Origin of the sequence: Saccharopolyspora pogona, assembly GCF_014697215.1 — a bacterium.
Lineage (GTDB): Bacteria > Actinomycetota > Actinomycetes > Mycobacteriales > Pseudonocardiaceae > Saccharopolyspora > Saccharopolyspora hattusasensis.
Genome location: NZ_CP031142.1, coordinates 6,284,357 through 6,304,847, shown reverse-complemented (window position 1 = coordinate 6,304,847; position 20,491 = coordinate 6,284,357). Strand labels below are relative to the sequence as shown.

The window sequence follows — 20,491 nt, the reverse complement described above, 5'->3', positions numbered from 1 at the left end:
CCGATCACATGCCGAACGTGCTGGACATGATGCCGCAAATCGGGTTCATCTCGGCGATCCTCGCCTATTACCTGATCGTCACGCGGAAGTCCTACCGGCCCCAACACGCGGGCGAGGGCGAAGGCGCCCTGACGGTCTGGCACCTCATCGCCCACGTGGAAGCCGAGCAGCGACAACGCGAGCAAGGCGGCCGCCACCGCCTCCGCGAACCGGCGGAGCACTCCATATCGGACAGTCCAGCTCCACCGCTGGACCTCCAACGCCGTGTCCTAGAAGGCCTCCGCCGCCTATAGCCACCCGAACCCGGCTCGATGCCGATGCCCCCGATCTCGCGGCATCGAGCCAGCCGAGCGGCCGGTCGGTGCGCTTCCCCTCCCCGCGCACCGACCGGCCGCACCCTACTTCGCGCCGTCGGGTCCGCAGTTTCAATGGAAATTGCGGGGTGGACGCGGTGAACGGGACCTTCACCTGGAACGATCGGCCGCGCGGCGGGGGCGCATGATCAGGGCGGCCACGTAGTAGGTGCACGGTTCGTCGGTCGTGTTCGCGTAGCCGTGCGGGGCGTCGGCGGCGAAGTAGAGCGAGTCGCCGGCCGCCAGGTCGAAGCCCTCGTCGCCGATGGTCAGCCGCAGGCTGCCCGACTCCACGGTGACGAACTCGTGCGACCCCGCCGCGTACGCGGGGAAGGCCCCCGCATCGCAACCGGCCGGCAGGGTGGACCGGATCCACTCGAAGTTCACGCCGGGCACCACCGGGCTGAGGATGGTCCGCCGCCAGCCGCCGGGCTCGTCGACGGCGTCCTGATCGGCCGCGCGCCGGACGATCACCCGCTCCGGCGCGGTGATCAGGTCCGCTACTGGCACGCCCAGGCCGTCCGCGATGCGCGCCAGCACGACGATCGTCGCGGCCTTCTGCCCGCGCTCCACGGACGACAACATCCCCGCGCTCACCGATGTGGCCGCGGCTAGGTCCTGCAACGTCATGTGCCGATCGGTCCGCAACGCCTGCACGCGCTTGCCCAGTGCCACCAGGTCCATGATTTCACTATAATAGACGCAGTGTTCACTATAGAGAAATCGGGACTGTGATGACTAAGGTGCGGCGAGCTGTCGACGGGGATCTGGACGCGGTGGCCGAGATCTTCGCCCACTACGTCGAAGGCAGCACCGCGACGTTCGAGACCATCCCGCCGGATGTCGGGCAGTGGCGGCAGAAGCTCGACGCGGTGGCCGACCGGGGGCTACCGTTCCTGGTCGCCGAGATCGGCGCGGAGGTGGTCGGCTTCGGCTACGCCGGACCGTGGCGCCCCAAGCCCGCCTACCGGCAGACCGTCGAGGACACGGTCTACCTCGCGCCGGGGTGGACCGGGCGGGGCCTCGGGAAGTCCTTGCTCACCACCCTGATGGCCGACAGCGCGCGGGCCGGGGCGACGCAGATGATCGCGGTCATAGCCGACGATGGCGACGACTCCTCGGTCGCGCTGCACCGCGCATGCGGCTTCCGGGAGGTCGGGCGGCTGCATGAAGTAGGCCACAAGTTCGGTCGCTGGATCGATACCGTGCTGCTGCAGCGAAAATTGGATCCGGTGCCGTAAATCCTGGTCGTGGCAGGATTTTTCGCGCGCGGTGCGTTCTTCATCCGGAGTTCAGTCCAGGTGTCCCTAGCCAGGACATTTGCGAATCCGATTGTTCCGTCCGGGGCTCGCGGGAAGGTTCGCGCGTCGTATTGGACCTGAACACCCTTCGTGCGAGGAAAATTGAAGAGGCTGATTGCGTCGTTAGCCCGGCACTGATGATCTCTCTGGCCGGCTGCGGCGTCGGCGCTAAGCCTCGCCGGCAACGTCAGCGAGGACGAGTTCACCCACGTCGACAGCAAGGGCAACCGGTACGAGCCGGCCATCGCCTCGATGAAGATCTCCGGATCGTACACCGAGCTGCTGACCGACAAGGGCAAGCCGGTTAACAGGAAGATCATCTACGACGTGCCGACGGACGCCTCCGGCGGTCGAGTACTCGCCGACCGACGTCCACCGCAAGCCGTTGGGTCTTCTCGCCAGCTGGAAGTGAGGCCGCACGGCCCCCTGGGCCGGGTTGTCCGAGGCGCCCTCGACGCGGACAACCCGGCCTTTTGTCGCTTGACAGAAGTAAAAACGACACACGATCGAGCGATTACCTTTTGTGTAACACTCCAAACTCTACGGTTTCCCCGACCCGTTTGTCCTGATCAAGCGGCAGATGCGGGTGATCGGGCTCCGGTCGGTCCGCGTCGGTGGCCGCGGAGTGCGCGTTAGCGTCCCGGCGGCACTTGATCTCGCAAATCAGGCTGCCCGCTGCAGGTGCTTCCCGGCCTTCGCCGGGGTTGCCGACAACAGGTACGCCAACGGGCCAGGAGCTGATCATGAATCCCCGCACGACGAGTACCGGACGCCCCGACCACGCCGGTCGCCGCGTCCGGATGGCGGCTGCCGCCGCGCTCGGTGCGCTTAGCCTGGGCATCAGCGGATGCTCGGGCACATCGCCGATCGAGCCGGCACACGCGATAGCGCAAGCCGACCTCGGCATGCAGGCCTCCGCGACCACCTTCGCGAACTTCCCCAAGGCACCGCAAGATCGGGCGCCGAACGCGGAAACCAGCGGGCTCGTGCTGCACATCAAGCGGGACGTCGCAGTGCACGAGGCACCCGGCGGCGCCGTGTTCGCCAAGCTCCCCGCCACCCAGCTGAAGAACCCCACCTGGGTGCCGGTGATCGCGGAGCACGGCCCGTGGGCGCAGGTGCTGCTCCCATCGCGCCCCAACGGTGCGACCGGTTGGGTCCGCACCGACGATCAAGTCGAGCGGGCGCGGTCTCCCTACGTCGTGGACGTCGACATCGATGCGCGTCGGCTCGTGGTGCGCGAGGACGGCTCGGCGATCGGGGAGTGGGTCGTCGGGGTCGGCGCACCGGGTTCGCCGACGCCGCGCGGCCGAACCTTCATCATGGCGGCGATCGAGGAGACGGTCACCAAGTTCAGCCCGATCATCCTGCCGCTTGGCGCGCACTCCGACACCTTCAGCACCTACGGCGGCGGCCCTGGCACGGTCGCGCTGCACGGATGGCCCGACCCCGCGGTGTTCGGCCACGCGAGCAGCGACGGGTGCGTTCGCGTACCCGACGACGCGCTTCGCCTGCTGACCACCCTGCCGTTGGGCACCCTCGTCCACCTGCGGTGATCGCCGTAGATGGAAATTCCCCGAAGTACACCGAAAAGGAAGTGCTACGAATGCGCAAGACTGCTTGCCTCGCCGGAGTTTTCGCCGCAGGCGCCGGACTGCTGGCCGGCGCCGCGCCGGCGTTCGCGGACAGTGCGGACAACGACGGCATCAACATCGGCAACGACAACAACCTGAGCGTGTTGCCGATCCAGTTGTGCGGCAACAACATCGGGGTGCTCGGGGCCGTGGTGCCGATCCTCTCCCCGCAGGCCAACGACTGCACCAACGCGCCGATCGTGGACCACCCGACCGTCCCCGGGAAGCCGGGCACCGACGGGCCCTGCGAGCCGGGCAAGCCGAGCGGACCGGGCAAGCCGAGCGGACCGGGCTGGCAGGGCGGACCGGGCTGGCAGAGCGGACCCGGCTGGCAGGGCGGACCCGGCTGGCAGGGTGGCGGCTGGCAGGGTGGGCCGGGGCGCGACCAGTGCGCGCCCGGCGTCCCCGGCGGGCCGAGCGACCCCGTCCAGACCCCGCCGAGGCAGGTGTCGGCCGCCAAGCCGCTGCCCACCGCGCCAGCACCGGTCGCGGTTCGCGGACACCACCCTGTGACCGGCTGACCCGACCGATTGGTTTATTTCACTCGAACGAGTGCATGCCTAAGTCGCTGGCTGGCTCGCATCGTTTGATCAGCACTAGATTCCGATGCTGCGTAGATCACTACGCACTCCAAGTGGTCGTTCCGGCTCGAACGACCACACCCCCGGTGGTGGTGCCCGGCGAAGTACTCCCCCTCTCTTCGCAGGGCACCACCACTGTTTACGGGGTCATCCCGGAAAACCGGTCAGCCGCTGATGCGGTCCAGCACCTGGGTCAACGCCGTTGTCCGCTCGGCGGCCGTGTTCCCAGGGCGTCTTCTCCGGCTCCATGCATTCGCCGATTCGGTGCACCCGCGAGTCCGGGTGCACCGAATCGCCGCAAGATCACTGCGCCGTTTGGCCGAACGAGCTGGCTGCGGCCAGGAACGCGTCGTTCTCCTCGGGCTGTCCGATGGTGACCCGCGCGCCCTCGCCGGCGAAAGCGCGGACCACGACCTTGTTCTGCAGGCAGTGCTCGTTGAACTCGGCGGTGCGCTCGCCCAGCGGCAGCCAGACGAAGTTCGCCTGCGTTTCGGGAACCTCGTACCCGGCGGCCACGAGTTCGCGGCGCACCCGCTCCCGCTCGGCGACCACGTTGGCGCACCGCTTCCGCAGCTCGTCCTGCGCTTCCAGCGAAGCGATCGCGGCGACCTGGGCGATGGCGTTGACGCTGAACGGGATCGCGACCTTGCGCAGCGCGACGGCGACCTTCGGCGGGGCCACGGTGTAGCCCACGCGCAGCCCGGCGAGGCCGTACGCCTTGGAGAAGGTCCGCATCGAGGCCACGTTGTCGCGCGCCCGCGCGATCTCGACGCCGTCCGGGCCGTCCGGGTCGTTGACGAACTCGAAGTACGCCTCGTCGAGCACCACCAGCACGTCCGAGGGCACCCGGTCCAGGAAGGCTTCGAGCTCGGCCCGCCGCAGCAGGGTGCCGGTCGGGTTGTTCGGCGTGCACACGAACATCAGCCGGGTGGCCGGGGTGATCGCGGCGAGCATCGCCTCCAGATCCAGCGCGTGCTCCGCGGTCAGCGGCACCCGGACCTGTTTGGCGCCCACGACCTGCGTGATGATCGGGTACGCCTCGAACGACCGCCACGGGAAGATGACCTCGTCGTCGGCGGTGCAGGTGGCCTGCACCAGCTGCTCGCACAACGCGACCGACCCGCAGCCGACGGCGATCCGCTCCGGCTCCACCCCGAGCCGCGCCGCCAGCGCCTCGGTCAGCCGCCCGACGCCCATGTCCGGGTAGCGGTGCACCTCGCCGGCCGCCTGGTTGATCGCCGCGACCGCGCTGGGCAACGGGCCTTCGGAAACCTCGTTGCTGGCCAGCTTGATCGAGCCGGGGATGGTCCGGCCGGCGACGTAAGCGGGCAGCTGGTCGAGGTCGGCACGAGTGCGCACGGTCATTTACGACTCCTAGCTCCGACGATGGGTCACCTGGACGTTAGCTCGCCTGACCGGGGAACAGGGGCACGGGTCATTTTGCGAAGCGGGTGACGAACATCGTGTACGAATGTCCGGGACGGGTGGGGCATCGCCTGCCCGGCGGGGCCGGTGCGACGGACGGTTCCGTCTGATGGCTTGTCTTGGCGGCCATCCGTGTATTTCGCTCGTCCCAGCGGTGGAATTCGTTGACTCGTGTTCACTTCGGCGTGATTACCTGCACGGCATGATCCAAACCCGGACCGAAACGCTCGCGCTCACCGATGGCACCCAGCTCCGGTTCACCGTCGCCGAACCGGACACCGTGGTGCGCGGTGGACTCGTCGTCCTGCACGAGGCCCGCGGCGTCACGGAGCGGGTGCGCCGGCTGTGCGGCTCCCTCGCCGAAGAGGGCTGGCTCACCGTCGCGCCGCATCTCTACCACCGCGACGGCACCGATGAGTTCCACGACCACCAGCCGGACGAGCACGTGCACGACCAGGTGCGGCGGCTGTCCGGCGACACGATCCTCGCCGACACCGACGCATCCTTCCTATGGCTGTCCGATCAGGGCGTACCGGCCGACCGGCAGGGGGTCCTCGGCTTCGACATCGGCGGCTCGGCCGCGCTGGTGGTGGCGGCCAGCCGCACCGTGGGGGCCGCTGTGAGCATCGGCGGGCGCGGCATCCTGGAGCCGTTGTCCGCGGCGGTGCCGCCGCTGGTGCAGATCGCCGGGGAACTGTCCTGCCCGTGGCTCGGGCTGTACGGCGACGACGACGAGATGGAGCCCGGCGAGGTCGAGAAGCTCCGCGAGGTCACCGACACCGCGCAGGCCGCGACCGACGTGATCCGCTACCCGGGAGCCGGGCACCGGTTCGACCGCGACGCGGACGCGACGGCGGAGGCGTGGCAGCGAGCCCGCAACTGGCTGGACCTCCACCTGCGCTGACCGCGCGTCGCCAGCGGAGAACCAGCAGCTCACCGCTACCGGAGGCTAGGCGAACGGGGTCCAGGTGGGTTAGGAAGAGCCCATGACGTCGAGCACCAATCCAGAGCAGGTCCCCGAGCTGTTGTGGCAACCGAGCGCGGAGTGCGTGGCCACGAGCCGGATGGCCGCGTTCCGAGACTGGTTGCGCACCGAGCGGGACCTCGACCTGCCCGACTACCGGGCGTTGTGGCAGTGGTCGGTGTCGGACCTGAGCGGTTTCTGGGCCGCGGTGGCGGACTTCTTCGACGTCCGCTTCCACGACCGCGCCGAGCGGGTCCTGACCGCCGAGGTGATGCCGGGCGCGGAGTGGTTCCCCGGCGCCACCCTGAACTACGCCGAGCACGCGCTGCGCGACGGCGCGGGCAAGGGGGACGGCGACCTGGCGGTGATCTTCGCGCGGGAGGACCGCCGCAGCGAGGAGATCACCTACGGCGGACTGCGGGCCCGCGTAGCCGCCGCCCGCGCGAGCCTCAAGGCGCTCGGCGTGCGGGCGGGGGACCGGGTCGCGGCGCTGGCGCCGAACAGCCCCGAGACGCTGGTGGCGTTCCTCGCCGCGGCGAGCCTCGGTGCGACCTGGTCGTCGTGCTCGCCGGACTTCGGCGCGCGGGCGGTCGCGGACCGCTTCGTGCAGATCGAGCCGAAGGTGCTGATCGCGGTCGACGGCTACTCCTACGGCGGCCGCAGTTTCGACGTCCGGTCCACTGTGGACCAACTGCGCGAGGCGATGCCCGGGTTGATGGGCACGGTGCTGGTCGACTACCTCGGCGAGGGCGCCGAGCTGGCGGATGCCATCGGCTGGGACGACCTGCTTGCGCAGCACCGCGGCGCGCCGCTGGAGTTCGACCCGGTGCCGTTCGACCACCCGCTGTGGGTGCTGTACTCCTCCGGCACCACCGGCCTGCCGAAGGGCATCGTGCACGGCCACGGCGGCATGGTCCTGGAGCACCTCAAGACCATCGGCCTGCACTGCGACCTCGGCCCGGGCGACCGGTTCTTCTGGTTCACCACGACCGGCTGGATGATGTGGAACTTCCTGGTCGGCGGCCTGCTCACGGGCACGACCCTGGTGCTGTACGACGGCAGCCCGGGCTACCCGGCGCTGTCGGAGCTGTGGAAGCTTGCGGCCCGGCACCGGGTGAACTACTTCGGCACGTCGGCGCCGTTCATCCAGAGCTGCCTCAAGCGCGAGCTGCGCCCGAAGGACGACTTCGACCTCTCCGCGCTGCGCACCGTCGGCTCGACCGGCGCGCCGCTGACCACCGACGGCTTCCGCTGGGTGGCCGACGCCGTCGGCGCGGACGTGCAGATCGCCAGCGTCTCCGGCGGCACCGACCTGTGCACCGCGTTCGTGGGCGCCGCGCCGGACGTGCCGGTGTGGCTGGGCGAGATCTCCTGCCGGATGCTCGGCGCGGCGGTCGCCTCCTACGACGAGTACGGCAAGGAGCTGCATGACGAGGTCGGCGAGCTGGTGGTGACCAAGCCGATGCCGACGATGCCGGTGTTCTTCTGGAACGACCCGGACGGCTCGCGGCTGCGCGAGGCGTACTTCGACACGTTCCCGGGCGTGTGGCGGCACGGCGACTGGGTGCGGATCACCGAACGCGGCACCCTGGTGATCTACGGCCGCAGCGACTCGACCCTCAACCGCGGCGGCGTCCGGATGGGCACCGCGGAGTTCTACCGGGTGGTGGAGGGCTTCGAGGAGATCGTCGACTCGCTGGTGATCGACACGTCGGGCGCGGGCGAAACCGACGGCGGGCTGCTGTGCTTCCTGGTGCTGGCGGAGGGCGCCGACCTGAACGAGGTCCAGCCGAAGCTCAGGGCGGCGCTGCGCACCGAGCTGTCGCCGCGGCACGTCCCGAACCGGTTCATCGTCGTCGACGAGGTGCCGCGCACCCTCAACGGCAAGAAGCTGGAGGTGCCGGTGAAGAAGATCCTCGCCGGCACCCCGCCGGAGCGAGCGGTCAGCCGCGACGCCCTGCAGAACCCGGCGTCCCTCGACCCGTTCGTGCAGCTCAGCGCGGAGCTGGCGACCTGATCGGCGGTTCCGGAGGCCTGCCGCGGCGGCCTCCGGAACCGCAAAACCGACCCCCCCGTGACGGCCGATCGGGGGGTTGTGTAATCTTTTCTCCGGTGGCCGCGAGGGTTACCGGGAGGCTTCGCCTAGTCTGGTCTATGGCGCCGCACTGCTAATGCGGTTGGGGGTTACGCCCCCTCCCGGGTTCAAATCCCGGAGCCTCCGCTGTGGCCTCCGCCGGAAGGTGGAGATCACACAACTGAACATGCGCCCGTAGCTCAACGGATAGAGCATCTGACTACGGATCAGAAGGTTAGGGGTTCGAATCCCTTCGGGCGCACGTCTGGTCGAGACAGCAGGAACCCCCTCTAGTCAAGGGGGTTCCTTGCTGTCTCGGGGCTGAGCGGCAAGGTTGCTGCTTGCCGCTCATGCCCGGGTTGCCAACAAATTGCCAACTTTCCTTGGCTACTCGCCGGGTGCCTCGGAGTCCAGGAAGGCCGTTCGACAGCATCTGGACGACCGTCGCCCGGGAAGTACGCCGATGACGGGCCCACCGCAGATCATTTGTGACAGTGACCCCGTGCTGCTCGACTTCGACGGACCGAGGTCGCGCGGTTGCCGGGGACTTCGCGGCAGAATGTCACCGCTGGCACAAGAAATGGACGCTTGGCGGCCGCCAGGAGCTGGTCAGCGTAGGTCCTCCGGGGGACACCGAAGTTCGACGAGCGGCAGTTGCGGTGTGTTCGCGACGCACTGCTGGCCGGCGCAAGGGCGCACAGGTTCGACCAGGATTTATGGACATTGCCGCGCATCGCCACGGAGATCGAGCGCATCACCGGGGTGCATCATCATCCGGGACACGTCTGGTACATCCTGCGGGGTCCGCTGGGCTGGAGCGCGCAACGCCCGGCCCGTCGAGCCGTCGAGCGCGACTAGGCCAGCGGAGGACCAGCTTGATCAGTAGGTGCCGTCAAGTCGATCACGTCCGGTTCGCCGACACCGATTCCCCTTTTACGGCAACTTACGGCAACTTACGGCAACGGATCGAGCCATAACAGGCCAGGCGTGCGCGAGCATGGGCAGCGCGAAACCTTGGTGAACCCCATCTGGCTCTGCGGACCGAAAGCTGACGCGCCCTGCGGCATTTCGCGGTCAGTCTTCGCAAGATCGGCGACATCGTCAGGGCAGCACTCGTGCTCACCCATTTCGAACACCGCCGACCCACGTGAAACCCGTTGAGATCGCTTTACCGTTCACCGCAGCCAGTGTGCCGATCCACCTTCTGTAACAAGAAGGCGATCAGCCAAGATCTGCACCCATAATCAACGAGGGCAGGCTAACGCCACTCGAAGGTTAATGCTCAAGCTAACGGCCAACCTGTTAGAAAGTCGTGACGGCACGGGGTGGCGAGGCTATTATGAGGCTAGCTTCGCCACCCCGAAGAAAGATACCTTGGATGTCAGCCTCGCCTCAGCGGATGTAGACCCACAGCTGGACTCCGCCACCGTTGACAACCCGCTTGTAGCTGCAAGCGTCCCAACGCCCTTGGGCAATGCCTGCATTGCACGCCTTAACAGCCTCGCTGGTGCTAGGGTATACCCCAGCGTAGTACGAGGTGGCAGCTGAGGCGAGCGGCGTGACAGCAGTCATGGAGGCAACAGCAAACGCGCCGAAGATTGCAAGCTTCTTGAGCATGCCCATCCCTTCCAAAACGGCATTCGCACTTTTCTGTCGATCTGGCAATGGCAGGCTACAATCGCTTAGCGTGGTCAAGTCAACGTTAAGGTAAGGGAACTGCCCTTCCGTGCGCAATCTACTTCCCGATGGATCGCGGCAACGTCTATCGGCATAGCGGAATTCCGTTGTGTCTGACCTGTCTTCGGTGGCAGTGGATGGCTTGGCGCGGTCTCGGTGGCGTGTGCGCCGCAGGATCCGACCTACAGCAGGTGCCGACCGCTGCTGAAGCCCGGCAGCAGTCTCCCCGGCGGCTGATCCGTCGTAGTTGTAACCAGGAACCCTGAACGGCGTTGTTTGGTCCAAGGCGGGCAGCGCCGTTTTTATGATCAGTTGTGCTCAGTTCGCATCGATGATCAGTGGTTTGTCCAGGCCGGCGCGCAGCGCTTCGGCGAGCACGAAAAGCCTGTCGGCGAGGTTGCGCCGTTGGTCGTTGGTGTACCTTCCGTCGCCCAGAGTAAAGAAGAGGTGCGCGTGCCGTGCGAGCTAGCGTGCGGTAATACCTCCCCAGGTTTCGCCTCCCGGCGTGCAGGCGCGGAAGGATGACATGACCACGCGATGTGAAATAGGATCTATTTCACATTATTTGGCAATGATATGAACACGCAACTTATCACAGTACGATAACTATATCCGCCGGAGTTTTGTTATTTAATCGTAAAACGGTCGGGAAAGCTGCTGGTCACCGTGCTTTCCGATTGAAATTCGCATTTTCCTGGAGGGGGGAGTAGGAGTAACGAGCTGGACGATCCGCAGGATTAACAACCGGAGAGGGGTTTGCGTCACGGTGTGTTGCGCGTCTGCGACGCTCTGCGATCGCTGGTCGGGTTCTGCAACTGCTAAAACGACAAGATCGCGCCATGCCGCCCACCCCGACTGGGCGGTATGCGCCGGTCAGATCGGAGTGATATGGGTTGCTCCCATGCCAAAGCCTGCCCCCTTTTCCCCCTGCTCAATGCAAGCTTACGAGGCTGGCGTGATTCCTACTGCGACAGCGAGCAACGTTGGCGGGAATGCGCCAGATACAGGTTGGCATCCAGGGGGCAGCTCGTGCCGATCTCACTGCTCCCGAACGGGGCTGACGTGGGGCACATTCGACGCGCTGCCGAGCGGTCCGCGGCGGCCGAACCAACGCCGCCCGCACCGCTCATTTCCGGGTCGCAGGGAACCGTGGCCTGGTTCGAGCCGGCCCCGGAACCGAAACCTGCGCGGCCTCGTGAGCCTGCGCGGCCCCGTGAGCTTTCGCGACCCCCGCACGCCCCGCAGCAGCCCCCGGCGAGCCCGCCAGAACGATCAACTGAACCCCGCGGCTCGAAACGCCGCTGGTGGACTCGGCTCGCAGAGTGGATGAGAGGTCCCGCATGAGCAACTACTGGCCCTGGTGGGCGGGCGCTATCGGGCTCGCCCTCGTCACCATCAACTACACCCTCATCACCGATCGGTCCTTCGGGGTGTCCTCGGCGTGGGATCGCGTCCTGCACTGGCGCGCCGAACGCCGGATCGAACGGCAGGAAGCCCAGTTCGCGGACGACGGAGCTCTCGCTGACGCTCTGGCCGCGGCGACCGCCGACGAGTTCGGGACGCGCGGTGGAGCACCGACGTTGCCGACCGCGGCGCGCGGCGCTGCGCAGCCTCAGCAGGTCTCCGAGGCGGCCGAGTCACGGAATTCCACGTTCACGACCCGCCGCCAGGTACCGCTGGTCACCCAGGCCGCGCTGCTGTTGTCGATCGTCGTCGGTGGATGGGTGGCGGCGGTCACCTCCGGTCGGTTCGAGCTCCGCTTCGATATGGGCAGTGCTTTCAGCCGACTCGTGACCGACAACCCGAACACCATGATCGGTGTGCTGTTCGTTGGGGGCGTGCTCGTCGGCTTCGGCACCCGCCTCGCCGGGGGCTGCAGCTCCGGTCACGGACTCAGCGGATGCGGACGGTTGCAGCCGGTCAGCATTGTTGCGACTGCCGTCTTCTTCGGCACCGCCGTCCTCGTGTCGTTCCTGCTGTGGAAGGTGATCTGATGCGTACCCGAGGCGCGGTTCTCGTCGCCAACATCATCACCGGGCTGGCCCTCGGTTTCATCGTCACCAACATCGGGTTCGGCGACTACGCCGAGCTGAACCGCATGTTCACTTTCCAAGACCTGCGGATGCTGTATGCCTTCGCCGGCGCGGTCGCGATCATCGTGGTGGCCTTCGCGCTGGTGGGCGTTCGCCGCAGGCCGGGGCGCATCCACGGCGGCGTGATCCCCGGCGCAGTCCTCTTCGGCACCGGCTGGGCGATCTCGGGTGGCTGCCCGGCGATCCCGCTCATCCAGGTCGCTAGCGGATACCTGCCCGCTCTGGTCACGATCGCGGGTGTCATGGTCGGCATCTGGCTCTGCCGCTGGGCCAACGCCCATTTCTTCCAGCTCGACCGCGGATCTTGCGGGCTGTAGCGGACATTCACGAGGCCGAGACCAGGTCGGCCCGAATCCCTTCGGGCGCTCGTTTGGTCGAGCCAGCTGGAAACTCCCTCTCGCGGGGGGTTTCCAGCGTCTCCGTTCAGTGGGACCAGAGGCGCTTTTCGCGCTCGGGGTGGCGGATGTCGTTGCCGCCCATGATCGAGAAGCTGCGGATGCGGATGACCGGGGCGGTCGGCATTTCGCGTCCTCGTGCACCTTGATCGTGTTGCCGCCCATGATGTCCTTGGAGTCGACCACCACCCGCACTCCGCGCGCCACGATCACGTCGCTAACGCTCATGATCGACACGAGGAGGATCTCGATCTCCTGGCCGGGCAGGGTCGCCTCGCGCGGATCGATCGTGGACCCGCCCATGAGCGCGAAGTACCCCGACTTCCGGGGCACCCGCCAGCGCCCCTTGGAGCCTGTTGCGTTTTCGGCGAAAGCGGCTGAACCGAAGTGCCAAATCAGTCTCGATCGCCGCCGTTCGTCCGCCAGTGGCCGCCTCAGCCGTCATCGATCGATCACGGTCCGTGGTAGGCGTAATTTTGCAACAGGCTCCTTGTAGTCGGAACCGCCTATGATCGCCAGCTTCCACCGGTGTTTGGTCCCGTCGGTGGGCCCGACGGGGCGGTCAGATGCCGTGGCCTGCAGGTAGGTCACCAGCGCGTCGAGTTTTCCGCGGGTGACGGTCTGGCAGGCGGCGTCCACGCGTTCGGTGAACTCGGCCAAGGTCAGCCGTCCATCGCCCCCGTCGTCCAGCTCCCGCGGCCCGACCAGGAGTGGCAGCTGACCCGGATCGACTAGTTGCCCGCCCGCTGTGCGGCGGCGGTGCGGATCAGCTGGTCACGGCGGCGGCGAGCGCGCGGCGGGTCGAGGGCCGATGATGGCCCGTAGTCGGGACTGAGGGGAACCAGATGATCGACATCGCCAAGCAGGTAGCCGCCGTGCAGCGGGTGGTCAGCCAGCACTCGATCGACGGCGGTGGGCAGGTGAGCGTCCTGCTGCGCCGGAACTACGCTGCTCCGATCAAAGAGGTCTGGCGCGCGTTGACCGAACCGGACACGTTGCGACGTTGGCTCCTGCCGATCACCGGCGAGCTGTGGGGACCCGGTCGGCACTGGTTCGACGGCACCGCGGGCGGTCGGATCCTGCGCTGCACGGCGCCGCGCTTGCTGAAGACGACGTTCGACGAGGACAACAGCGTTGTTGAGCTGCGGCTTTCTGAGGGTGACGGGTCTGGCGGCGGGACCGGGGTCGAGGTCATGCACTCGGTTCCGCTGGATCCGATCAGCAGCGGCGCGGGCGCTTTGTTCGTCGGGCCCGCCTGGGACGTCGGCCTGCTCGGGCTAAACGTGTACCTCCGGGGCGAGGACATCCCGGGATGGGAGAACTCGGCCGAGGTGCAGCGGTTCTCCCGGCAGGTCATCAGGGCGTGGGCCACCGCGACCGAGGACTCCGGCACCGCCGACGGCGACCAGATCGCCGACGGGGTGGCCGCGGCGACCGCCCAGCTCACGCCGGACCTCGACCAGACGAGCGCCTGATCGTCCCCGCCCCGCTGGGCTGCCGTGCGGCAGGTCGGCGGGTTTAGCTGGTAGCTGCTGGACGCGCGCGTCCGATCGTCATCGCCATCGCGGCGGCAGCCCCGCACAGCGCGGCGGCTCCGATCCAGACCGCGTCGTAGGAGCCCAGCAGGTCCCGCGTCACCGCGCCGAAGTAGGCGATCAGCCCGGCGCCCACCTGGTGCGCCGCGCTTACCCAGCCGAAGACGATCGCGCCGCCGGGGCCGAAGACCTCGCGGCACAGGGCGATCGTCGGCGGCACGGTGGCGACGTCGAGCAGGCCGAACAGTACCGTGAAGACGATCATCCCCATGTGCACCGTCGGCCCCATCAGTGCTGGCAGGGTGAGCAGCGAGACGCCCCGCAGCCCGTAGTAGCCCGCCAGGAGCAGTTGCGGGCTGCAGCGGTCGGTGAGCCAGCCGGACCCGATCGTGCCGGCCACGTTCACCACCCCGATGACCGCGAGCAGCGAGGCCGCCACCGTGGTCGGCATGCCGTGATCGTGCGCCGCGGAAGCGAAGTGGGTCCACATGATCCCGTTGGTGGATGCCCCACAGATCGCGAAAGTGCCCGCCAGCAGCCAGAACGGGCCGGTCCGCGCCGCGTCGAACAGCAGTCGCACCGCGCGGCGGGCCGCGCCGGGCACGGGTTCGGGCTTGGTTTCGAAACCCGTTGCGCCGTAGGGGCGTAAGCCGAGGTCGGCGGGATGGTCGCGCAGTACCCACCACACCAGCGGCGCCGTGGCCAAAGCAATCAGCGCGAGGACGACGATCGCAGTGCGCCACGCGAAGTGTTCGACGACCCAGGACATCACCGGCAGCAACGCGAACTGCCCGAAGACGCTCGCCGCGGTCAGCGAACCGGTCACCAGGCCGCGTCGAGCCTCGAACCAGCGGTGCGTCACGGTCGCGGCGAACGCCATCGCCAACGCGCCGCAACCGATCCCGACGAGCACGCCCCAACCCAGGACCAGTTGCCAGGAATCGGAAACGATCGTGGTCAGCCCGGCACCCGAGGCGATCAGCAGCAGCGCGCCCACCGCCACCCGCCGGATGCCGAAGCGGTCCATCAGCGCCGCGGAGAACGGCGAGGCCAGCCCGTACAGCGCCATGTTCACCGACACCGCGATCCCGATGGTGGCGCGCGACCAGCCGAACTCGTCGTGCAGCGGGGTGACCAGGAGGCCTGCCGTGGTGGCGCAGGCACCCGCGCTGATGACCGCCAGCGCGGTGACGGCGGCGACCCACCACGCGCGGTGGATGCGCGTCCGGGGAACTGTTTCGGTCGTCATGCCCAGACCCTGCGTCGCCGGGCGCGGCCGAACGAGTGGCCTGATGGCCAATATGTGCAAGAATCGGGCCATGGCCAGTCGAGTCGCGGTGCTGGTCCGCCACGGCGTGATGCCGATGGAACTGGGCCTGGTGCACCAGCTGTTCGGGAATGCCCGCTCACCAGCCGGAACGCCGCTGTACGACGTCGTGACGTGCACGCTCGTTCCCGGCTTGGTGCGCACCAACGCGGACTTCCCGATCAGCACCGAGCGCGGTCCCGAAGCGTTGGGCGAGGCCGACACCGTGATCGTCCCGGCGTCGCACGAGCCCGACGAGACCGAGACCGAAGGCCTGCTCGGCCCGGACCTCGCCGAGGCGCTCGCGCGGATCCGGCCGGGCACCCGAATCGCCTCGATCTGCACCGGGGTCTACGTGCTGGCCGCGGCCGGGCTGCTCGACGGCCGCCGGGCGACGACGCACTGGAACTCCTGCGACCGGTTCCGGCGGCTCTACCCGGCGGTCCGGCTGGACCCCGACGTCCTCTACACAGACGACGGCGACGTGCTGACCTCGGCCGGGGAGGCGTCCGGCATCGACCTGTGCCTGCACATGATCCGGTGCGACCACGGCGCGGCGGTCGCCAACGAGGTGGCGCGGCTGACGGTGGTGCCGCCGCACCGCGACGGCGGCCAGGCCCAGTACATCCGGTGCCCGATCCCCGAACCCCAGCTCTCGTCGACCGCGCAGGCCCGGGCATGGGCGCTGGAGCACCTGGACCGGCCGCTGGCGCTGCGCGAACTGGCGGCGCGGGAGTCGATGAGCGTCCGCACGTTCACCCGCAGATTCCGCGACGAGGTCGGCATCTCACCGCTGCAATGGCTGACCCAGCAGCGCATCGAGCGAGCCCGGCACCTGCTGGAGGAGACCGATCTGCCGGTCGACCGGATCGCGGCGGACGCGGGATTCGGCACCGCGGCTTCGCTGCGCCAGCACCTGCAGACAGCACTCGGGGTGTCCCCGAGTGCGTACCGCAGCACCTTCCGGGGAAGTGCAGCTTTAGGGAGCCCGTGAGCGCTTTTGGTTGCTGTAGGGGCTGCTTCCAGGCTCGTTTTGCGTGGCGGTGCGGGTGGCGGAACCTCAGATGCCGCCTGGGACTCCGGGATCCCCGACTCATGAATGGCAATTCACCACGCTGGGGACTGGCCTCGCCAAGAACCCCGACGGGGTGGGCACAGCCCGAGAACCCGCGGCGGTGCTGGCTGCGAGCGTGAGCTGAGCAGGCGGCGCCGCTTCAACGACAGAAGCCCGCCTTACCGCACCCTGGACGATCACTTCCAAAACAGCCTCTATAACACCGAAAAACGCGCACGGCGGATGTGACTTGAGCTCCGAACACCTGGCGGGTTGGGCTGCGCAGGAGCAAGGTTCAGGTAAAATCCGGCGGACTGACCGCCGCAGGCTTGCCCAGGTGCAACGGGCGTCGACGAGGAGGTCGGCATGGCTGAACAGCAGCAGTGGGCTGCGGTGGACGACTACCTGGGCGCGCTGCTCACGCCGGAGGACCCGGTGCTGACCGCCGCCCTGCAGGCGAGCGACGAGGCGGGGCTGCCGCACATCAACGTGTCGGCCCTGCAGGGGAAGTTGCTGAACCTGCTCGCCCGGTCGGTGCAGGCGCGCAGGATCCTGGAGATCGGCACACTCGCCGGCTACAGCACGATCTGGCTCGGCCGGGCGCTACCCTCGGACGGTCGGCTGGTCACCCTGGAGGCGGAGCCGAAGCACGGCGAGGTCGCGCGCGCCAACCTGGCCCGCGCGGGCCTGGAGGGCATCACCGACGTGCGGGTCGGCCCTGCCCTGGACACGCTGCCGGAGCTGGTCGAGGAGTCGTTCGACCTGGTCTTCATCGACGCGGACAAGCCGAACATTCCGGAGTACTTCCGCTGGGCACTGGTGCTTACCAGGCCGGGCGGGCTGGTGATCGTGGACAACGTGGTCCGCCGGGGTGCGGTGGTCGACGAGCACAGCAGCGATCCGGCCGTGCAGGGTGCGCGGCGGTTCCACGAGATGCTCGCCGCCGAGCTGCGGGCGTCGGCCACCACGATCCAGACGGTCGGCTCGAAGGGCCACGACGGCTTCACCCTTGCCGTCGTACTGCCGCCTGGTGAATGACCCGGTGGTCAGACCGGTAGCCGGGTCCGCAGTGGACTGATCGTCACCCGGGAGGACGGATCATGACGAATCGGCTCGCCAACCTGTTCCGGCTCGACGGGCGAAAGGCGGTCGTCGTCGGCGGTGGCAGCGGCCTTGGCCGGTCCAGCGCGGTGGGGCTGGCCGAGTTCGGCGCGAAGGTGGTCGTCGCGGATGTCGACGTGGCCGGGGCCGAGGAGACCGCCAAAGCGATCGGGGAGTTCGGGCACGAGGCGAGCTGGCGCGAGCTGGACGTCCGGGATGGCGAGCAGATCCAGCGGCTCGCGGAGGCCGAGGCGGACGCCGAGGTCCTGGTCGTCACGCCAGGCATCAACGTCCGCAAGCGGCTGGTCGACACCGTCGACGAGGAGTTCGACCGGGTCGTGGACGTCAACCTGAAGGGCACCTACCGGCTGGTGCGGGATTTCGGCGCCCGGATGGCCGAACGCGGCCGGGGCAGCATCGTCACCTTCGCCAGCTTCCGCGCCGTGCTCGTCGAACCGGGACAGGGCATCTACGCCGCGACCAAGGCCGGCGTCGTGCAGCTCTCCCGCGCGCTCGCCGCGGAACTGGGGCCGAAAGGCGTGCGGGTCAACGCGATCGCGCCAGGACCGTTCGAGACCCCGCTGACCGAGCAGATCAAGTCCGATCAGGGCTGGTACGACGCGTACGCGGACAAGACCGCGTTGGAGCGCTGGGCGAACGCCGACGAGATCGCCGGTGCCGTGGTGTACCTCGCCTCGGACGCCGCCTCGTACGTGACGGGCAGCCTCCAGCTGGTGGAGGGCGGTTGGACGGCGATCGACGGCCGCTTCGAACCGAGCGTCTGATCCGCTTGCGCCGCAAGCAAGAACGAGGCCCCGCCCGGCGGGGCCTCGTTGCGCATCGTGGGGTCGTGAGTGAGTTTTCCGGTAAGAGCCGGTATGGCCGCTCACGAGCTGGTGCGGTCGGGGTGCGGCTCAGGTTTCTCCACTTCGGCGGGCAAGCCGCCGGTGATCCGCACCAGCTCGCCGAACGTCGTCGGGAACATCGCGTGCTTGGAGCCCGCGCCCGCCCAGACCTCCGGGTGGTCGGCCAGCATCCGGTCCACCACGGTCCGGATTGGCCGCGGGTGCCCGACCGGACCGACACCACCCACCGGCTGCCCGGTCGTTTCCAGCACGAATTCCGGGGTGGCCCGCCGGATCTTGCGCACCCCGAGCAACCGCCCGACGTGCTTGGTGTCTACGCGGTGCGCGCCGCTGGCGACGATCAGAAGCGGCTCGTCGCCGGCGGTGAAGATCAGGCTGTTCGCGATCGCGCCGAGCTCGCAGCCGAGCCGGTCGGCTGCCGCCGCTGCGGTCGGCACGTCGGTGTCGAACTCGACGACTGACCCCGCGACGTCGAGGTCGCGCAGGCAGGCGGCGAAGGTGTCCGTGGCATTGCTCATGCGGCGCAGAATCCCCCAAACCGCGCCGTTGGAACAAGTTCTTTCACGGTCGTGTGGCTGCGTCGCCCTGCTCTTCGTTGTGATACATGACACGCTCGGTAACACGCGGTGGGGCGTTGCCGAAATCCCGGATGCGGCCCGTTTGAGGCCGTTGTTCTAGCTGACACCGCGAACGGGTCTGGCCTTCTTGGCCGTCCGCAGTTGCAGGGTCATCTGCCAACCGAACATCCGGCACCGCCGTTTTCCGGTGTCGGCCGCGCCATGCCCTGGTGCGGCCGCGGGAAGCGGTTCGTCGAGCTCCTCCGGGTGCTCAACTCCGAATTTCCGCACGCGATTGACCCGCGGGCCCATCGCGCGGTTCGTGCTGCCCAGCCCACCCCATGACCCTGAAGAGAAGCCAATGTCCTTCCGGCTCCTGGTGCTCGCCGTCGGCACCTTCGTCATCAACACCGGCTCGTACCTGGTCGCCGGCGTGCTGCCGGCGATCGCCGCGCAGGTCGGCGTGCCCATCACGACCGCCGGCCAGCTGATCACGGTGCACGCGCTGACCTACGCGGTCAGCGCCCCCGTCCTGTCCACTGTGGTCGGTCGGTGGGATCGCCGGCGACTGCTGTGGTTGTCGCTGGCCCTGTTCGTGGTGGGCAACATCGCCACCGCGGTGGCCCCGGACTTCGGCACCCTCACCGCTGCCCGCGTGCTCGGAGCGCTGGGCGCGAGCCTGTTCACCCCGACAGCGGTGGTGATCGCCGCCGACCTGGTGCCGCTGGATCGCCGCGGGCGCGCAGTGTCCACAGTGCTCAGCGGGCTGACCCTGGCGACCGTGATCGGCGTGCCGCTGGGCGTGCTGCTGGAAGGCTCCATCGGCTACCAGGGCCTCTTCTGGACCGTTGCCGTGCTGGGCGTGCTCGCTTCGATCGCCCTGCTGGCCCTTCCGCCGGTCCCGGCGCCGCCGGTGATGCGGATCCGGGAACGTGTGTCGGTGCTGCGCAACCGGGCCGTGCTGTGGGTGCTCGTGGTGTCGATGCTCGCCTCCCTCGCGGACTTCGCCGCCTACACCTATGCCTCGCCGATGCTGTCCTCGCTGACCGGTGCGGGCGCGAGCACGCTCGGCGTCCTGCTGTTCGTCTACGGCGTCGCGGGCGCGATGGGCAACACCGTGGTCGGGCGGCTCACGGACCGGTTCGGCTCGGCGATCGGCATCGTCGGCTCGCTGCTGGTGCTCGCCGCCGGGCTGGCGTTCCTGCCGGTCGCGGGCGGTTCCGCGCTGGCCACCGTCGTGGTGCTTGTCCTCTGGGGGCTCGGCGGCTGGGGGATCATGCCCGCCGTCCAACACCGGCTGATCTCGCTGATCCCGGCCGGGGCCGGCATGGTGATCGCCTTCAACTCGTCGGCTCTGTACCTGGGAATGGGCTTCGGCGGCCTGACCGGGGGAGCGGTCGCGGCTGAGTGGGGCTGGGTGGCCCTGGGGCCGGTGTCGGCCGCCGTCGCCCTCCTCGCCCTGGTCCTCTTCTGGCGGACCAACCCGACCACCACCGCCACCCCGGGCACCGCTGCGGCTCCCGCCCAGGAGGCCCAACCCGTCGCTTGAACCCGCTGGTCAAGACCCGTGAGTGC

At 68.4% G+C, this 20,491-nt stretch carries 19 protein-coding genes and 2 tRNA genes; 16 read left to right on the top strand and 5 right to left on the bottom strand.

Features of this window, described 5'->3' with window-relative positions; translation table 11 throughout:
* The first annotated feature begins 8 nt into the window (after nucleotides 1-8).
* Nucleotides 9-293, top strand: coding sequence for a hypothetical protein (locus tag DL519_RS29280; RefSeq protein WP_190824640.1), 285 nt, complete (start codon nucleotides 9-11; stop codon nucleotides 291-293).
* A 171-nt stretch (nucleotides 294-464) separates the two neighbouring features.
* Here DL519_RS29280 and DL519_RS29275 read toward each other — a convergent pair whose 3' ends face one another.
* Nucleotides 465-1,037: a helix-turn-helix domain-containing protein gene (locus DL519_RS29275; protein ID WP_190819562.1), complete on the bottom strand. Its 573-nt coding sequence runs from the start codon at nucleotides 1,035-1,037 to the stop codon at nucleotides 465-467.
* 50 nt (nucleotides 1,038-1,087) lie between these two features.
* Here DL519_RS29275 and DL519_RS29270 point away from each other — a divergent pair, with 50 nt between their 5' ends.
* The 3 genes from DL519_RS29270 (at nucleotide 1,088) to DL519_RS29260 (ending at nucleotide 3,809) form a co-directional block, all read left to right on the top strand.
* The gene (locus tag DL519_RS29270; protein ID WP_190819559.1) at nucleotides 1,088-1,594 is read left to right on the top strand and encodes a GNAT family N-acetyltransferase; all 507 of its coding nucleotides are present in this window, start codon (nucleotides 1,088-1,090) and stop codon (nucleotides 1,592-1,594) included.
* Nucleotides 1,595-2,397: 803 nt separating this feature from the next.
* Complete coding sequence (locus DL519_RS29265; protein ID WP_397544983.1) at nucleotides 2,398-3,210, top strand: L,D-transpeptidase; 813 nt, start codon at nucleotides 2,398-2,400, stop codon at nucleotides 3,208-3,210.
* 50 nt (nucleotides 3,211-3,260) lie between these two features.
* A complete protein-coding gene (locus tag DL519_RS29260; protein ID WP_190819557.1) occupies nucleotides 3,261-3,809 on the top strand; it encodes a hypothetical protein in 549 nt (182 codons plus the stop codon).
* A gap of 363 nt (nucleotides 3,810-4,172) precedes the next feature.
* Here DL519_RS29260 and hisC read toward each other — a convergent pair whose 3' ends face one another.
* Complete coding sequence (gene hisC / locus DL519_RS29255) at nucleotides 4,173-5,234, bottom strand: histidinol-phosphate transaminase (RefSeq protein ID WP_190819555.1); 1,062 nt, start codon at nucleotides 5,232-5,234, stop codon at nucleotides 4,173-4,175.
* 262 nt (nucleotides 5,235-5,496) lie between these two features.
* Here hisC and DL519_RS29250 point away from each other — a divergent pair, with 262 nt between their 5' ends.
* From DL519_RS29250 to DL519_RS29220, 7 genes are all read left to right on the top strand, one after another.
* Nucleotides 5,497-6,198 (top strand): dienelactone hydrolase family protein, encoded by a 702-nt coding sequence (locus tag DL519_RS29250; protein WP_190819553.1) that lies wholly within the window; start codon nucleotides 5,497-5,499, stop codon nucleotides 6,196-6,198.
* Nucleotides 6,199-6,280: 82 nt separating this feature from the next.
* Nucleotides 6,281-8,275, top strand: coding sequence for an acetoacetate--CoA ligase (locus DL519_RS29245; RefSeq protein ID WP_190819551.1), 1,995 nt, complete (start codon nucleotides 6,281-6,283; stop codon nucleotides 8,273-8,275).
* A gap of 114 nt (nucleotides 8,276-8,389) precedes the next feature.
* Nucleotides 8,390-8,479 (top strand) — tRNA-Ser (locus DL519_RS29240).
* 42 nt (nucleotides 8,480-8,521) lie between these two features.
* Nucleotides 8,522-8,594: transfer RNA gene (locus tag DL519_RS29235), tRNA-Arg, on the top strand.
* Between the two features lie 392 nt (nucleotides 8,595-8,986).
* Nucleotides 8,987-9,190, top strand: coding sequence for a helix-turn-helix domain-containing protein (locus tag DL519_RS29230; protein WP_190819550.1), 204 nt, complete (start codon nucleotides 8,987-8,989; stop codon nucleotides 9,188-9,190).
* Nucleotides 9,191-11,349: 2,159 nt separating this feature from the next.
* The gene (locus tag DL519_RS29225) at nucleotides 11,350-12,003 is read left to right on the top strand and encodes a YeeE/YedE family protein (protein ID WP_190819548.1); all 654 of its coding nucleotides are present in this window, start codon (nucleotides 11,350-11,352) and stop codon (nucleotides 12,001-12,003) included.
* Complete coding sequence (locus tag DL519_RS29220; RefSeq protein ID WP_168586104.1) at nucleotides 12,003-12,419, top strand: YeeE/YedE thiosulfate transporter family protein; 417 nt, start codon at nucleotides 12,003-12,005, stop codon at nucleotides 12,417-12,419. The genes DL519_RS29225 and DL519_RS29220 overlap by 1 nt, the downstream gene beginning before the upstream one ends.
* Nucleotides 12,420-12,938: 519 nt before the next feature.
* On the opposite strand, the gene DL519_RS29215 is transcribed toward DL519_RS29220, so the two are convergent.
* Nucleotides 12,939-13,163 (bottom strand): DUF1707 domain-containing protein, encoded by a 225-nt coding sequence (locus tag DL519_RS29215; protein ID WP_223840374.1) that lies wholly within the window; start codon nucleotides 13,161-13,163, stop codon nucleotides 12,939-12,941.
* A 179-nt stretch (nucleotides 13,164-13,342) separates the two neighbouring features.
* Between DL519_RS29215 and DL519_RS29210 the strand changes: the two genes are divergently transcribed.
* Nucleotides 13,343-13,972 (top strand): SRPBCC domain-containing protein, encoded by a 630-nt coding sequence (locus DL519_RS29210; RefSeq protein WP_223839678.1) that lies wholly within the window; start codon nucleotides 13,343-13,345, stop codon nucleotides 13,970-13,972.
* Nucleotides 13,973-14,015: 43 nt separating this feature from the next.
* On the opposite strand, the gene DL519_RS29205 is transcribed toward DL519_RS29210, so the two are convergent.
* Nucleotides 14,016-15,281, bottom strand: coding sequence for an MFS transporter (locus DL519_RS29205; RefSeq protein ID WP_190819544.1), 1,266 nt, complete (start codon nucleotides 15,279-15,281; stop codon nucleotides 14,016-14,018).
* Nucleotides 15,282-15,324: 43 nt separating this feature from the next.
* Here DL519_RS29205 and DL519_RS29200 point away from each other — a divergent pair, with 43 nt between their 5' ends.
* From DL519_RS29200 to DL519_RS29190, 3 genes are all read left to right on the top strand, one after another.
* Nucleotides 15,325-16,332: a GlxA family transcriptional regulator gene (locus DL519_RS29200; RefSeq protein WP_190819542.1), complete on the top strand. Its 1,008-nt coding sequence runs from the start codon at nucleotides 15,325-15,327 to the stop codon at nucleotides 16,330-16,332.
* Nucleotides 16,333-16,758: 426 nt separating this feature from the next.
* Nucleotides 16,759-17,430 (top strand): O-methyltransferase, encoded by a 672-nt coding sequence (locus tag DL519_RS29195; protein ID WP_190819540.1) that lies wholly within the window; start codon nucleotides 16,759-16,761, stop codon nucleotides 17,428-17,430.
* A 62-nt stretch (nucleotides 17,431-17,492) separates the two neighbouring features.
* Nucleotides 17,493-18,278: an SDR family NAD(P)-dependent oxidoreductase gene (locus DL519_RS29190; RefSeq protein WP_190819539.1), complete on the top strand. Its 786-nt coding sequence runs from the start codon at nucleotides 17,493-17,495 to the stop codon at nucleotides 18,276-18,278.
* 101 nt (nucleotides 18,279-18,379) lie between these two features.
* On the opposite strand, the gene DL519_RS29185 is transcribed toward DL519_RS29190, so the two are convergent.
* Nucleotides 18,380-18,877 carry a YbaK/EbsC family protein gene (locus tag DL519_RS29185; RefSeq protein WP_190819538.1) on the bottom strand — a complete coding sequence of 166 codons (498 nt, stop codon included), beginning with the start codon at nucleotides 18,875-18,877 and terminating at the stop codon, nucleotides 18,380-18,382.
* Nucleotides 18,878-19,277: 400 nt separating this feature from the next.
* On the opposite strand from DL519_RS29185, the gene DL519_RS29180 reads away from it, so the two are divergent.
* The gene (locus DL519_RS29180; protein WP_190819537.1) at nucleotides 19,278-20,465 is read left to right on the top strand and encodes an MFS transporter; all 1,188 of its coding nucleotides are present in this window, start codon (nucleotides 19,278-19,280) and stop codon (nucleotides 20,463-20,465) included.
* The last annotated feature ends 26 nt before the right edge of the window (nucleotides 20,466-20,491 follow it).